This is a genomic window from Roseibium sp. RP-7, assembly GCF_053005225.1.
Genome location: NZ_JBRKQA010000001.1, coordinates 65184 through 79224 on the forward strand (window position 1 = coordinate 65184; position 14041 = coordinate 79224).

The window sequence follows — 14041 nt, forward strand, 5'->3', positions numbered from 1 at the left end:
GGCATTATACATACGGCGCCGTTTTCACGGCGGTGTGTGCATTTGCCGGTCTTATCGGACTGGTGGCTTTCCAGCTTGAAGACAGCATGCAACGTCAGGAAGCCGAGCTTCTCGAGCTTTCCCGCGCGCGTCTCGTGGAAACCCTGTCCGCCGACGTGAAGCTTGCCGGGACCCGTATGGAGTTCCTGTTTCAGGACAGGCTTCGGCGCATAAATGCGTTGTCGGAGAGGGTGGATACCGCCAAGGCCGTTGAATCACGCAATGTCGTGGCCATGTCGGAACTGCTTGGCCCGGCGGCGAAACTGGCGGATGTGGACGGCATCGTCGTTCTGGATGAAGAAGGCCATGTGATCGGCGCCTCCTCCTATTCTGCGGACCTCGTCGAACTGGGGTCCAAGATGCAGGGGCTGAGCTTCTTCAACGAGGTCGCCAAGTCGCTCAAAGACAGCTTTCCGGGAGAGAAGCTGACCTATTCCGGCGTCTTGCCCAAATCCGAAACGGGTGTCTTCGTGCCGGGCGATCGGGTCAATGAAGTGTCTCAGATCGCGTTTGTCCCGGTTTTCGATGATTTCGGCTATGTGATCGGTGGACTTGTCGCGCAACGTTGGCTGCGGCCGGAAGAGCCACTCCTGGCGGATCTGGCAAAAATCAATTCCTTCGAAATGGCGATCGTTTTCGACGGTCAGATCATTTCCACAGCGAATTTCACCGGAAACTATTCGGATCTTACACGCTCGAAGGAAACGCCGAACATCACCCTGGACGGTGGGCATGTCATCGAATGCGGTGTCCCGGTCGTTCCCATGACTGTCTGTGCGCTGACGCCTATCGCGGCGCTGACCGAAATCCAGAACAAACTGACCCGCATCGGCACCGAAGAAGAAGCCAAGCTGCTCCGGCGGCTGTTCCTGTTCGGACTGATCGCGCTGGTGGCTTTTGCTGCAGTCGCCTTTCTCATGTCGCGGCAGATTACCCGGCCGCTGACCAAGATCACACGTGTATTGACCGGCATCGCAGCGGGCGACTTCGAAAGCAAGGTGGTTGGCACCGAGCGGCTGGACGAAGTCGGTGACATCGCCAGATCGGTCGTTTCCTTGCAGCGATCTGTCAAGGAACGCGACGCCTTGCGCGAACGCGTGCACGAAAAGAACTCCATCCTGCGCTCTCAGGAAGCCCAGTTGCGCGAGCAGAACGTTCTCTTTGATGCTGCTCTCAACAACATGTCGCACGGTCTGTGCATGTTCGACGTCGATGGCAGGTTGATTGTTTCGAACCAGCGCTACGCCGAATTGTTCGAAGTCGAGCCGGGCAGGATAAAGTCGGGTATGACGGCTGCTCAGCTCGCAACGCTGCAGAAAGTTGATGCCGTCGAAACCGGTGACATGGCTCTGCACGATTCCCGGATCGGGGACCACAGGTATTCAGGTGGCTCGCAAAGCACCGAAATGGTGAAGATCCGCTCGGGCCGTATCGTCCTGACCACCCGCCAGCCGCTGGCGGAAGGTGGTTGGGTGGCGATATCCGAAGACATCACCGAACGGCAGGAAGCCCGTGACCGGCTGGCGTTCCTGGCGCGTCACGACCTTCTGACACAGCTGCCGAACCGCATCGAATTCCGGGACCAGCTGGACATGCTGTTGAACCAGCAACTGGTCAAGGGGGGCGAGTTCGCCATTCTGTGCCTCGACCTGGACGAGTTCAAAACGGTCAACGACAGCCTTGGGCACCCGATTGGCGACGAGCTCTTGCGGCAGGTCGCGGAGCGTCTGCGCGCCCTCATCGGCCGAAAGGACGTTGTCGTCCGCCTTGGCGGCGACGAATTTGCGATCCTCACCGGTCTGCCCTGCAGGCTTGCTGATGTCGAGGAACTGGCGCAGTCGGTCATCTGGGAGATTTCCCAGCCGTTCCAGATCACGGACCATGAACTCGTAATCGGCGTCAGCATCGGCATCACAATCGCGAGGGCCGACGGCACCGCAGGCGACGAACTGTTCAAGCAGGCGGACCTTGCGCTCTACCGGGCCAAGGAAGACGGCCGCAATACCTACCGCTTCTTTGAAAAGGACATGGGCACGGCCGTCAACGACCGGCGAGAGCTCATAACCGACCTCAGAACCGCAGTCGCCAATGACGAGCTGGAGCTTTACTTCCAGCCGCAATACACGCTCGTGGACGACCGGGTGTCCGGCTTCGAGGCGCTGGTGCGCTGGAACCACCCGACACGGGGCATGGTTTCTCCGGCCGATTTCATTCCGCTTGCCGAAGATACCGGCCTTATCACCCAGCTGGGCGAATGGGTGTTGAAGGAAGCATGCCGGATCGCGTCCAATTGGCCGGACCACCTCAGGATCGCCGTCAACCTGTCACCCCGGCAGCTGCGTGGCCATGCATTTGGTCCGGTGCTGATCGATGCCCTGACTCAAACGGGTCTCAAGGCCGACCGTCTTGAACTGGAAGTGACCGAAAGCGTGCTTCTGACCGATTCCGAAGACGTTCTGGATTCGCTGCACCAGGCCAAGTCGCTGGGCGTGAAGGTGTCCATGGACGATTTCGGAACCGGCTATTCCTCGCTCAGCTACCTGCGCCGCTTCCCGTTCGACAAGATCAAGATCGACCAGTCCTTCGTCCGCTCGATGGCCTATTCGGACGACTCCATTTCCATCGTGAAAGCGGTTATCGAACTGGCCAACAATCTCAACATGACCACCACCGCCGAAGGTGTGGAGACCAAGCAGCTTCTCGACATGCTGACCGAAATCGGCTGCACGGAAGCGCAGGGCTACTATCTGGGCAGACCCATGCCTGTCGCCAGCACCGAAGAGCTGATCTATGCAGGCGAACGGTCTCTGACAACCGCCGCGCAATAGTCGGCAAGACCGCTCGCTTTCAGGAGAGGCAGGTGTAGCGCTCTGGCGTCAGCCGGCGGAAACCGAGGTAAACGGTGCGGATGCCTTTCGGATAAGGTTTCCAGCAAGGGCCAGCAGGCCACTTTCTTCCTCCGCCACAAAAAACGGATCGGCGTAGAAGGTTGCCCCTGCGCCTAGCGCGATCTCCCGCATGGCGTCGACATGTGACGGCGCACCGGCCGAATAGACGACGTGATCGGGCGTAAGTTGTCCGACCAGTTCATGCGGGCGCGCCTTGCGCACCGTCTCGTCGTCGCCATCGCCTGCCGTCAGCGTGATCGGAATGCCCCGGCCTTGCAGCCAGCGTACCGCGTCGCGCATGTAGATCCCGTCCCGGGTTCTCGACCCGGCAATGATGCGGATTTCACGGCCGGTCTGGCCCAGGCTTGCAGCAACGGCAATCGACCAGATCGGTGCGAACCCGGTGCCGGTCGAGGTGAGCAGGATCGGGTTCTGCTGCCGCCGCAAAAACGCATTGCCGAACGGGCCTCGCAGCTTGACGGCATGTCCCTTGGCAATTTCCTTGCCCAGCTTCGACGATACGATGCTGTCCGGGTAGACCTTGATGTGAAATACAAGGACGTTCTCTTCCGCATCCAGGTTGAGCGGGGTCGTCGGGCTGTAGTCACGTGGCGGATATCCTGCAAAGGTCGCGCGCAGATACTGCCCCGGCAGCCAGGGCACGGGCCGCGCCGTCTTGACCCGAACTTCCAGGTATCCGTCCTTGATCGGCCGAATGCTTTCCACCGTTCCCTTTGTGGTCTTCACCAGCGGCACCGGGTCATAGGCGATCTCGGCATCGCCTTCCAGAACGGAAAGGCATCCGAGCACGGTGTCCTTTTCCCGGGTGCCCATGTCGTCGATCTGCCCGCTCAAAACGCGGACCCGGCAGGTTTCGCATTGGCCGGAACAGCAGTCGTGCGGGATGACGAGGCGTCCGCCCAGCCCGGCGTCGATCAGTGTATCGCCGACATTGGCCTTGATGGCCTTCCCGTTGATGGTGACCGTACAGGTGCTTTTCGACATGGGTGATTATATCCGTTGAAAGAAACGTCCGGAAAAGACAGGAAAGGCGGGAAGGGCAGGCCTCAATTGAAGGTCAGCCGCACGGGACGGGAATGGCGGGTGTGGCGGGTCTGATTGTGGTCGAAGGCAGAGACCCACATGAAGAGACCGTCCGTCATGGCAAGGTCCTGGCTCTGGCCGGTATCCATGTCCCGGACGACTTCAAGCGTCCAATGGTCGTCCTGCCACCTGGACCCACCCAGCAAATCTGCCCGGCTGCCGGCGTATTCACCCTCGATGAGAACCCCCGGAATAACCGTCCCGACCGGGATTTCCGCATCTTTTTCCGGCGAGTACGGCACGCTTTCGTTTTCGAACATCCACCACTGCGAGCCCTCGTCTTCGCTCCCTTCCGTGGAAAGATCGATGGTGCCCATCAGCGATGTCATTTTCTGATAGTCAACCGGGAGCCGGCGAACGCCGACGGTCCCGTGGTAGTGGGTCACGGGATCGCCGATGTAGTTGTAGACGTAGAAAGCCTTGCCTTCGTCGGGATTGTAGCCGGCGCTGTAGCGGCTCTTGCCGGCGGCCTGGGCTTCGTTCGGTTCCACCGGCGTCGCGAAATGCATGTCGTCGACGCGTCCCAGCATGCCACCACGGGACGCTTTCCATTGCCACACATCCACCAGGCTGCCGTCGGTCGTGTAATGCAGGCCGCGGTGGTTGAAGGCCGCCGGTTTGTCACTCAGGGGCTTCGGGCCCATGTGGGTGGCGCCACCGCCGCCAAAGGTGTCGGTGGTGGAAAAGGCAACCGAGAACTTGTCCTCGTAGTAGGCGGTCTCGTCGGAAATGTCGGCCCGGTTGTTCAGCATGTGCCAGCCGTCTTCACGCTTGATCAGCGGATGCCGCTTCAACGACCGGTTCTTGTCTTCCCAGCGGAAGGCAAACGCGATCTTGTCCCCCACCTGTACGGCGCGCACCTCGACAGTCGATTCACCTGTTCCGTCCAGATTCGAGCCTTGCTGTGTTCGGATGAAAACAGGGGCCGCGTCCTGCCAGACGGGATCGTCCAGCGTGCCGTCCAGCTCCGGCAGGGTGGTGCCCTTGGCAACGACAAGACTGTCGCGTGTGCCGAAATCGAGGCTGACGGCGCCAACAAGCACGATTGCGCCCAGGGCAGTCGCCAGGGCCAGCGGGTGACGGCTCATGCCCGGGAAACGTCGCAGCGCCTGCGGACGGAACAGCCGCAGCAACTGGGCAACGCCGCCATAACAATAATGCAGCACCACATGGGCAACGATATAGGTCAGCACCACGAGCGCGGCCGTGTAATGCACCGTCACCCAGATGCCACCATGACCGATGTAAAGCAGGACGCCCGTTGCCGACAGGGTGAGCACGGCCCCGAACAGGATCCAGTAGGCGATGACGTTGACCGCGGCCAGGCGCAGCTTGGTGCTGGCGGGAAGCGTCAGCACAACGATCTTCTTGGAGGAAATGCGCCGTTTCAGGCGGCCAAGCGTCATATAGGCCGCATAGGCAAAGATCACCGCCAGAACGAATATCGCCGACACATAGTGCCAGGTCCAGATTTCACCCTGTGGCAGGATCGGTTCGAAAAGCTTGGAGAACCAGGCGTGTTCCGCATCCGCCGACAGACGCATGCCCGTCAGCAGGCTGGTGACGATCGCGATAACCAGCGTCCAGTGCAGGAGGATCGTGCCGATGTCGCTGCGTAACGGAGGGCTGCGGTCCTCGGGTCTTTTCGCCGCGCTATCCGCGCCATTGGCGCGCCGGCCTGTTTGGGATTTCTTGGATGAATTGGACGATGAAGGCAGTTCCAGGGCGTGATCAGTCACTTGGTCCGTCAACTTTTCCTCCAGGGCCGCCAGCAATGCGACCGGGTTACCGGCATAGGTTGTGCAACCGGATGTCGGGAAATTTCAAAGCGCTTTGCCTAAAAAATATCACATTTTAACAAAAGTGAAGAAAAAATGGCGAATACAACTGACCTTAAACCTATCCGGGTGGTTTTGCGCATGCTTAAAAATCTTCCTCTTGGGAAAAAATTCAAATGACTGAAGAACAATATTGGCGGGAAGGCGCGTGATCGTGAAAAAGAAACGATCATGAAGAATGATCGGGAAAATAGAGAATTGATATTCCAATATATAGGTAGAATATCAGGTGGATCGTTTGAAAGTTGCTTTAAATTTGTGCAGCGCAACGGCACGTCTTCCTGAATGCTGCTTTTCCCTGGGCTTATGCCGGAATTAAGCGGATCAGCGAAGTCGGTCCGCCGTTAACGCAAGTGAAATGGGGTTGCGGCAATGCGGGAGTAAGCCTGCTGCCTCTGGCATGAGCACTTTGATGCAAGTCATACGAACGCAATCATTTCTCTCTTAACTTCATTTTGGTTGAAGCAAGTTGGGTGCCGGGCAACAGTTCAGGTTGTGTGGGATCGAAAAACCCGCCTAAGATGGTTTGCGTTGCAGCAGAACGGGTTTGGCCCGATGTGAGTTAATTTCCTTCCCAAGGGGGCGTTAATGCTGGTCTCCCACACACGGATTGTCGATATCGTTGGCGATATCATTCGCATTCAGGTGTCTTCTACGAAGAGCGAGTCGGAGGGGCGCCCGTGCCTGGGTGATCTGGCACTGGTCGATTCAGGCGATGGTGCGACGTCTCTCGCACAGGTCATCAACATCGACCGGGACATGGTTTCGCTGCAGGTCAATTCCGGTACCAAGGGCCTCGCCAACAATTCGTCCGTACGCTTTCTGGGTGAGCCGGCCAAAGTCACCTATTCCGACAATATCCTGGGCCGTGTGTTCGACGGTGCGGGGCAGCCGATTGACCGGGGCCCGGATCTGTCCAGCGACCCTTCCGTCCCGATCGGCGGACCGTCTGCCAACCCGATGAAGCGCGTGCTTGCTTCGCGCATGATCCGCACAGATGTGCCGATGATCGATATCTTCAACTGCCTCGTGGAAAGTCAGAAGATCCCGATCTTCTCGGTTTCCGGCGAACCCTATAATCCGTTTCTGGCACGTATCGGCATCCAGGCAGACGCCGATATCGTGGTGTTCGGCGGCCTCGGACTGATCTTCGATGACTATGCCTTTTTCCGGCAGCAGTTCGAGGATGCGGGCGTTTTCCCGCGCACGGTCATGTTCATCAACCAGGCGTCGGATCCGGTGGTCGAGCGCCTGCAGGTTCCGGACATGGCCCTTGCGGTTGCGGAAAAATTCGCCGTTGAGGAAGGCAAGCGCGTTCTGGTGCTGCTCACCGACATGACCGCCTTCGCAGATGCCATGAAGGAAGTCTCCATTGCGATGGAACGGGTGCCCGCCAACCGGGGTTATCCGGGCGATCTTTATTCCCAGCTGGCCCGCCGTTATGAAAAGGCCTGCGATTTCAAGGGCTCAGGCTCGGTCACCATCCTTACGGTCACGACAATGCCGGGCAATGACGTCACCCATCCGGTGCCGGACAACACAGGCTACATCACCGAAGGCCAGTTCTATCTGCACAGCGGCGTTCTGGATCCCTTTGGCTCGCTGTCCCGTTTGAAACAGCATGTGATCGGCAAAGTGACACGTGAGGATCACAACCAGATCATGAACACCATGATCCGCTTCTATTCCGGCGCACGCGATGCGGAGCAGAAGCAGTCCATGGCGTTCGAATTGTCGGAATACGACCACCAGCTTCTGAAGTTTGGCGGCCTTTTCCGGCGGCGTTTCATGGATATCAATGTCGCAATGCCCCTGGAGGAGGCGCTCGACCTGTGCTGGCAGACGCTTGCCGAATGCTTCCAGCCGGAACAGCTTTTGATGAAACAGGGGCTGATCGACAAGTATTTCCCGAAAAGCAAACCTGCCGGCGGAGCGTCTGACGAGGAGGCTGCCTGATGGCGAGGCTGGCCCTCAACAAGTCGTCTCTGGCCCGGGAAAGCGGACAGCTCTCGGAATACAAGCGCTTCCTGCCGTCTCTTGAGCTGAAGAGGCTCCAGATCATGGCCGAGCGCGCCAAGGCCAAGGAAGCAGCCGTCCGCCTGGAGGCGGAGTATGAGGAGCGTTTCAACGCTCTTGCGCGGTCCCTGCCGATGATGGCCAACAAGCATGTCCCGCTCGAAGGGCTCGTGGTGTTGAAGCAGGCCGTCGTCGGCGAGCAGAACCTCTCCGGCACCCGGCTGCCGGTCCTGGAAGATATCGAGGTCGAGACGAAACCCTATTCCCGTCTGGCGCGCCCGCATTGGGTCGACCCCTATGTCGCAGGCATGCAGGAACTGTTGCGGCTCAACAAGGAGCGGGAAATTGCCAAGGAGCGTATTGCCCGGCTGATCGAGGCCGAAGCGGTTATCTCTCGCAGGGTCAACCTGTTCGAAAAGGTGCTGATCCCGCAGGCGGAACGCAACATCAAGAAAATCCGCATGGCCCTGGCGGACGCGGAACGCGATGCCGTGGTCCGTGCCAAGATCTCCAAACGCAAGACGGCAGCGCGCGGCGCCGAAACCTCGGTGGCCGAACTATGACCATCGTCCCGCTCGTCAAGGTGAATCTGGTCGGCATCCTTGAGGACAAGGACAAGGTGCTGGAAGCCACGCAGGAATTCGGTGCCCTGCATCTGATCCCCCTGACATCGGCACAAAAGGAACTGGAAGCCGTTCCCGCAGGCCGGGGGCGCGAGGCGAGCGAAGCCCTGCGCTGGCTTATGGACAGCAAGGCGCAGCGTCGTCCTGTCACCCATCTTGACGACTTTGACCTGGAAACGGTGGTCGAAAAGACGCTTGCCAACCGCAAGGCGCTTCGTGACTGCGAAGACCGGGTGGCGCGCCTTGACCAGCGCATTCAGGATGTGGAGCCCTGGGGCGAATTCAGCTTTTCCGACCTGGCCGAAATCGGCGAGCACCGGCTGTGGTTCTACGTGGTGCCCAACGCCAAGATCAAGCTGATCGATCCTTCCGACAAGATCCTGGAGATCGTCCACCGCGGCAAGTACCGCAGCTACATCGTGTTGCTTTCTCCGGAAGAACCGGCGGCAAATGCCATGCCGGTGCCGCGCGTTCACGTGGGGGCCGAGGCGCTCTCGGTGCTTCGGCGTCAACATGAAGATGCGACCATCCAACTGGAAGAGCTGGAGCTGCAGCGTCAGGCTCTCACCAAATGGCGGTTCGTGCTGGCGCAGAACCTTGCCGCCGCTCGCGACCATTCCGCACGCCACAGGGCGTCGCTCGAAACAGCGGACACCGAGCAGGTCTTCGTGCTTCAGGCCTGGGCGCGGCGGGACCAGGTCACGGAAGTCCGCACGCTTTCGGACAGTCTCGGCATCGCCCTGCTGGTGACGGATGTCGAAGAGGCCGATGCGCCGCCCACGCTTCTCGACAACAGCCCGGCGCTGGAAGCGGGGGAGGATCTGGTCGAATTCTATCAGACCCCTGGCTACAGAGGGTGGGACCCTTCGGCAATCGTCTATGTTTCCTTCGTGATCTTCTTCGGCATGATCATGACGGACGCGGGCTATGGCCTGCTTCTTCTGCTGCTGTTGTACCTGTTCCGGGCGCGCTTCAAAGGTTCGGCGTTGGGTCGGCGCATGTTCCGGATGTCCGTCTGGCTGATGATCTCGACGGCGGCCTTTGGCGTGGCAACGGGCAGCTACTTCGGTGTTGCGCCTCCCGAAGGCACGTTTCTCGCGCGCCTGAAGGTGCTGCATCTGAAAGACGTGGACACGATGATGAAGATCACGCTGACCATCGGCGTGACCCATATCGTCATCGCCAACCTGATGCGCGCCTGGCACGAAACGAGCCTGAGCGGTCGCCTGCAGCCTGTCGGCTGGTGTCTGGTGGCACTCGGTGGCCTGGCAACGTTTCTGGGGCAGGGCACTTCCATTGCGGTTGCCGGCCCGGTCGCGGTGGTTGCTGGGCTTCTGCTGGTCGGCATCTTCGGCAGCGACCGCAAGGTGACATCGCTCAAGACCGGCGGCCTCAGGGTCTTCGATGGCCTCGCCTCGCTGGCCCGTATCGTCAACATCTTCTCTGATGTTCTCAGCTACATGCGCCTGTTTGCGCTGGGGCTTGCGGCAGCGTCGCTTGCCGAAACCATCAACTCGCTCTCGGGCCAGCTCAACCACGCGGTTCCTGGCGTCGGTCTGCTGATCGCCATCGCGGTTCTCGTGCTCGGGCACGCCATCAATATCGGGCTGGGGCTGATCGCCGGCTGCGTGCATGGCCTGCGTCTGAATGTCATTGAATTTTTCAATTGGGGTTTGAAGGACGAGGGCACGCCTTTCCGTCCGTTCAAGAAAGAGGAGACACGCCTGTGAACGAATTCGTTGTGGCTCTCGGATGGTTTGGGCTGTTCGCGCCGGTCGCCCTCGGCGCCATCGGCAGCGCCTGGGGCTGCGCCCTTGGCGGCAGTGCCGCGATCGGCGCCATGCTGGACAGCGACGGTGGTTATGGCCGGTTCATCGGTGTTTCGCTGATGCCGTCGTCCCAGGTGATCTACGGCATCGTGATCATGTTCTCGTTGCAGCAGCCCACCATTGATGCAGCCAATGGCGCCGCGCTTTTCGGCATCGGCCTCCTGTCCGGCGTCACCATGCTCTACACCGGCATTCGCCAGGGCGAGGTGCTCGCCTCGGCCATTCATGCTTCCAAGGCCAAGCCGGAAATCTTCGGCATTTCCCTCGCTCCGGCGGCGGTGCTGGAAGGCTTTTCGGTCTTTGCTCTCGTCTTCGCGCTGGTCCTGTCCGGCTCGATCCCCGCTTAGGGCCAGAAGGAACAGGAGGCGGCAATGGCCAAACATGACGCAGCAGACGACCTGGAGAACGCCGCTGGTGCCGGTGTCCAGGCGCTTATCGAACGGCTGAAGTCCGAAGGCGTGGCCGCGGGCCAGTCGGAGGGGGATGCCATCCTGGCCAAGGCCAGGGAAAAGGCGGAAACCATCGTTGAGGAAGCAAGGCAGAAGGCGGACAGCCTGCTGGCTGATGCAAGAGCGGAAGCGGCCAGGGAAAAGGCGGCGACGGAAGACGGGCTGAAGGTTGCCGCGCGCGATCTTGTCCTCAGCCTGCGCAACGAGCTGGGCGACCGCATTCAGCAGGAAGCCGGCCGGCTGGTGGCAACCACACTTGCCGACCAGGAATTCCTGAAAAACCTCATTCTGGCGATGGCCGCCAACGCAAAGGACAATGCGTCGGTCAGCGACGCTGAGCCGATGGAGATCGTCCTGCCGGAGAAGGTCGTCACCTTCGAGGAGTTGAAGCAATCGCCCGAGGCGGTCGAGCCGGGAACCCTCACCCACTTCGTGATTGCGCTTGCGGGCGAAGTGTTGCGGCAAGGGGTCACCTTCTCCACCGCACCGGGCTTTGACGGCATCAAGGTGAAGTTGACCGACAGGGACGTTTCCATCGATCTGACCGAAGAAGCGATCGCGACACTGTTGAAGCGGCACCTGCAACCGCGTCTCAGAGCGGTGATGGAAGGGGTGCTGCGCTGACATGAGCCGGCCGCACCAATATATCGCGCTGGTGTCCAGCCTGCCCCATCTTGGCAAGCTGTTCTCGCGCAAGGACGTGCCGATCTCGGGGTTCCGCTTGAAGCAGCGGCTGTCAATGCTGGAGCCCGCGCATGCGAGCCTGCTGCGCGAGATGGTAGAGGTGACGGCCTGGGCCGGTGTTGCCGGTTATGATCGCGACATCGATGTGATCCGGCGGGCAAACAAGGTTCTTGCCGATCTGGCTGCCTATCCGGATCTGCAACATCTTGTCGGGGCACGCATGGAAACGCGGACGCTGATTGCAGCGCTGCGTCGACGCCGGGATGGACAGGAAAGCGCCGGAGATATCGAGAACTGGGGCTTCGGCCGCTGGTGCGCACAGGTCAAGGCCAACTGGAGCGACCCGGCCTTTGGGCTCGGCCATTTCATGCCGTGGGTGGGCGAGGCTCACCAACTGATGCGGGCGGGCGATCACATCGCCATGGAACGTCTTGTCCTCACCCAGGTCTTCCGACAGATGGGCCATTACGGCAACCTGCATGAATTCGATTTCGAGGCCGTTGCGATCTACGTGCTGCGCTGGGTGATCGTGGAACGCTGGTCGCGCTACAACGAGGCCGATGCACGTGCCCGGCTGGCCACGCTCGTGGCGTCAGCCCTTGACGGCAAGACGGATGACGGCAGTCAAGCCGGCCGGCCGGATCTTTTCTCAGACTTCACTTCTGCCCTTGAGGGAGCCCCTTCATGACGAGCCATGTTCAGTTGCCCGAACCGACCGCGGAAATCGTCGCCGTGCAGGACGATCTCGTCACACTGTCGCCGCTCGGCTCTGCCCCTCTCATCAAGAACGAGGTGGTCTATATTATCCCCCACGGTCCCGAACGTGATGGCAAGCCGCGGGAATACCTGAAGGCCGAAGTGCTGCGCGTGCGCGGAAAGTCCGCTGAAGCACAGGTGTTCGAAAGCACTGCGGGCGTGCGCGTCGGTGACAAGGTGATCCAGAGCGGCGAGATGCTGTCGGTTGCTCTCGGACCGGGCCTGCTGAGCACGGTTTTTGACGGCTTGCAGAACCCGCTGGCCGATATTGCGGCCGAGCACGGCTTCTTCCTGCCGCGCGGGGTGCTCACCAACGCTCTCGACCAGAACCGCAAATGGTCGTTTGAACCCAAGGTGAAATCCGGTGATGTGGTCAAAGCCGGGGAAACGCTCGGCACGGTTCCGGAAGGCAGGTTCGAGCACCGGATCATGGTTCCCTTCGTCACGACGGGTTCCTGGACAGTGGACCGGATACGCGAAGGAACGTTCACCATCAACGAGGTGGTGGCAACGCTCAAGAACGATCGCGGCGAAACCCGCGACCTGACCATGGTCCAGCATTGGCCGGTTCGCCGGGCGATCCCGGAAGGGCTGGTCAAGGCCGGTCAGAGCGAGCGGCTTTATCCAAGCGAGCCGCTGATCACCACCTTGCGCCTGATCGACACGTTCTTTCCCATCGCCCGTGGCGGAATGGGCTGCATTCCGGGTCCCTTCGGTGCGGGCAAGACGGTGCTGCAATCGCTGATTTCGCGTTTCTCGGCGGTCAATATCGTGATCGTGGTTGCCTGCGGCGAGCGTGCCGGCGAGGTGGTCGAAACGATCACCGAGTTCCCGCACCAGCCGGACCCTTCCGGAGACGGCACGCTCATGGATCGTACGGTCATCATCTGCAACACGTCTTCAATGCCTGTGGCGGCGCGCGAGGCCTCGATCTACACCGGCATTACCCTTGGCGAATATTACCGGCAGATGGGCTATGACGTGCTCTTGATCGCCGACAGTACCTCCCGCTGGGCCCAGGCCATGCGTGAGACCTCCGGCCGGCTGGAGGAAATTCCGGGAGAGGAAGCGTTTCCCGCCTATCTCGACAGCGCCATCAAGGGCATCTACGAACGCGCTGGCGTGTTGCGGACCGCCAGCGGCGAGACCGGCAGTCTCACCATGATCGGCACGGTGTCTCCGGCCGGCGGCAATTTTGAGGAACCGGTCACCCAGTCGACTCTCGGCACGGTCAAGACCTTCCTGGGCCTCTCGTCCGAACGGGCCTACAAGCGCTTCTATCCGGCGGTCGACCCGCTGCTGTCCTGGTCTCGGTATCACATTCAGCTCAACGACTGGTACCAGAACAATATCGGCCCGGACTGGGTTCCCCGCGTTTCGGAGATGATTGAACTCCTGCGAAAGGGTGATGAGATCACCCGCATGATGCAGGTGACAGGTGAAGAGGGCGTCTCGACCGACGATTTCATCCTTCAGCAGAAGGCGCTGTTCCTCGACATGGTCTACCTGCAGCAGGATGCCTTTGACGATGTCGACGTGTCGGCGCCGCTCAAGCGCCAGCAGGAAACCTTCGATCTCGTCTACCGGATCGCCCGCACCGACTTTGCCTTTGACGACAAGGAAGCCGTCCGCAAGTTCTTCACCGAACAGACATCGCTCTTCAAGAACCTCAACTACGCCGCCGACGGCAGCCCGGACCGCAAGGAACTGCTGGAGAAGATAAAGGCCAATGTCAGCGCTGCCCCGACACATGTGACGGGGTGATCGTCGCGTATTGCGGGCGAGTAAGCCCCGGGCTTCGCGCTGCCCGCCCGG

Annotated in this window: 10 protein-coding genes; 8 read left to right on the forward strand and 2 right to left on the reverse strand. The window is 60.4% G+C overall.

The annotated features are described in order from the left end of the window. The first annotated feature begins 86 nt into the window (after positions 1 to 86). Entirely contained in the window at positions 87 to 2867 is a 2781-nt protein-coding gene (locus ACVDG9_RS00295) for a bifunctional diguanylate cyclase/phosphodiesterase (protein WP_209009461.1), read from the forward strand. 48 nt (positions 2868 to 2915) lie between these two features. Here ACVDG9_RS00295 and ACVDG9_RS00300 read toward each other — a convergent pair whose 3' ends face one another. Both ACVDG9_RS00300 and ACVDG9_RS00305 read right to left on the reverse strand, forming a co-directional pair. Then, complete coding sequence (locus ACVDG9_RS00300; RefSeq protein WP_447237027.1) at positions 2916 to 3932, reverse strand: 2Fe-2S iron-sulfur cluster-binding protein; 1017 nt, start codon at positions 3930 to 3932, stop codon at positions 2916 to 2918. A 62-nt stretch (positions 3933 to 3994) separates the two neighbouring features. Then, positions 3995 to 5782, reverse strand: a complete 1788-nt coding sequence (locus ACVDG9_RS00305; RefSeq protein WP_447237028.1) for an ethylbenzene dehydrogenase-related protein — start codon at positions 5780 to 5782, stop codon at positions 3995 to 3997. A gap of 675 nt (positions 5783 to 6457) precedes the next feature. Here ACVDG9_RS00305 and ACVDG9_RS00310 point away from each other — a divergent pair. The 7 genes from ACVDG9_RS00310 to ACVDG9_RS00340 are packed head-to-tail and all read left to right on the forward strand — an operon-like array spanning position 6458 to position 13990. Next, complete coding sequence (locus ACVDG9_RS00310) at positions 6458 to 7825, forward strand: V-type ATP synthase subunit B (protein ID WP_062491123.1); 1368 nt, start codon at positions 6458 to 6460, stop codon at positions 7823 to 7825. Continuing rightward, positions 7825 to 8448 carry a V-type ATP synthase subunit D gene (locus tag ACVDG9_RS00315; protein ID WP_022999273.1) on the forward strand — a complete coding sequence of 208 codons (624 nt, stop codon included), beginning with the start codon at positions 7825 to 7827 and terminating at the stop codon, positions 8446 to 8448. Before ACVDG9_RS00310 ends, ACVDG9_RS00315 begins: the two co-directional genes overlap by 1 nt. Next, a complete protein-coding gene (locus ACVDG9_RS00320; protein ID WP_447237029.1) occupies positions 8445 to 10238 on the forward strand; it encodes a V-type ATP synthase subunit I in 1794 nt (597 codons plus the stop codon). The genes ACVDG9_RS00315 and ACVDG9_RS00320 overlap by 4 nt, the downstream gene beginning before the upstream one ends. Next, entirely contained in the window at positions 10235 to 10684 is a 450-nt protein-coding gene (locus ACVDG9_RS00325) for an ATP synthase subunit C (protein WP_006939055.1), read from the forward strand. The genes ACVDG9_RS00320 and ACVDG9_RS00325 overlap by 4 nt, the downstream gene beginning before the upstream one ends. 24 nt (positions 10685 to 10708) lie before the next feature. Further along, positions 10709 to 11410 carry a hypothetical protein gene (locus ACVDG9_RS00330; protein WP_447237030.1) on the forward strand — a complete coding sequence of 234 codons (702 nt, stop codon included), beginning with the start codon at positions 10709 to 10711 and terminating at the stop codon, positions 11408 to 11410. 1 nt (position 11411) lies between these two features. Continuing rightward, on the forward strand, positions 11412 to 12158 hold the full coding sequence (locus ACVDG9_RS00335) for a hypothetical protein (protein WP_022999270.1): 747 nt from the start codon (positions 11412 to 11414) through the stop codon (positions 12156 to 12158). Further along, complete coding sequence (locus ACVDG9_RS00340) at positions 12155 to 13990, forward strand: V-type ATP synthase subunit A (protein WP_022999269.1); 1836 nt, start codon at positions 12155 to 12157, stop codon at positions 13988 to 13990. Before ACVDG9_RS00335 ends, ACVDG9_RS00340 begins: the two co-directional genes overlap by 4 nt. The last annotated feature ends 51 nt before the right edge of the window (positions 13991 to 14041 follow it).

Excerpts from the sequence above, each read along its gene's own strand:
- ACVDG9_RS00295 (WP_209009461.1), top strand. The coding sequence starts at position 87 with ATGCAACGTCAGGAAGCCGAGCTTCTCGAGCTTTCCCGCGCGCGTCTC.
- ACVDG9_RS00300 (WP_447237027.1), bottom strand. The coding sequence starts at position 3,932 with ATGTCGAAAAGCACCTGTACGGTCACCATCAACGGGAAGGCCATCAAG.
- ACVDG9_RS00310 (WP_062491123.1), top strand. The coding sequence starts at position 6,458 with ATGCTGGTCTCCCACACACGGATTGTCGATATCGTTGGCGATATCATT.
- ACVDG9_RS00315 (WP_022999273.1), top strand. The coding sequence starts at position 7,825 with ATGGCGAGGCTGGCCCTCAACAAGTCGTCTCTGGCCCGGGAAAGCGGA.
- ACVDG9_RS00320 (WP_447237029.1), top strand. The coding sequence starts at position 8,445 with ATGACCATCGTCCCGCTCGTCAAGGTGAATCTGGTCGGCATCCTTGAG.
- ACVDG9_RS00330 (WP_447237030.1), top strand. The coding sequence starts at position 10,709 with ATGGCCAAACATGACGCAGCAGACGACCTGGAGAACGCCGCTGGTGCC.
- ACVDG9_RS00335 (WP_022999270.1), top strand. The coding sequence starts at position 11,412 with ATGAGCCGGCCGCACCAATATATCGCGCTGGTGTCCAGCCTGCCCCAT.
- ACVDG9_RS00340 (WP_022999269.1), top strand. The coding sequence starts at position 12,155 with ATGACGAGCCATGTTCAGTTGCCCGAACCGACCGCGGAAATCGTCGCC.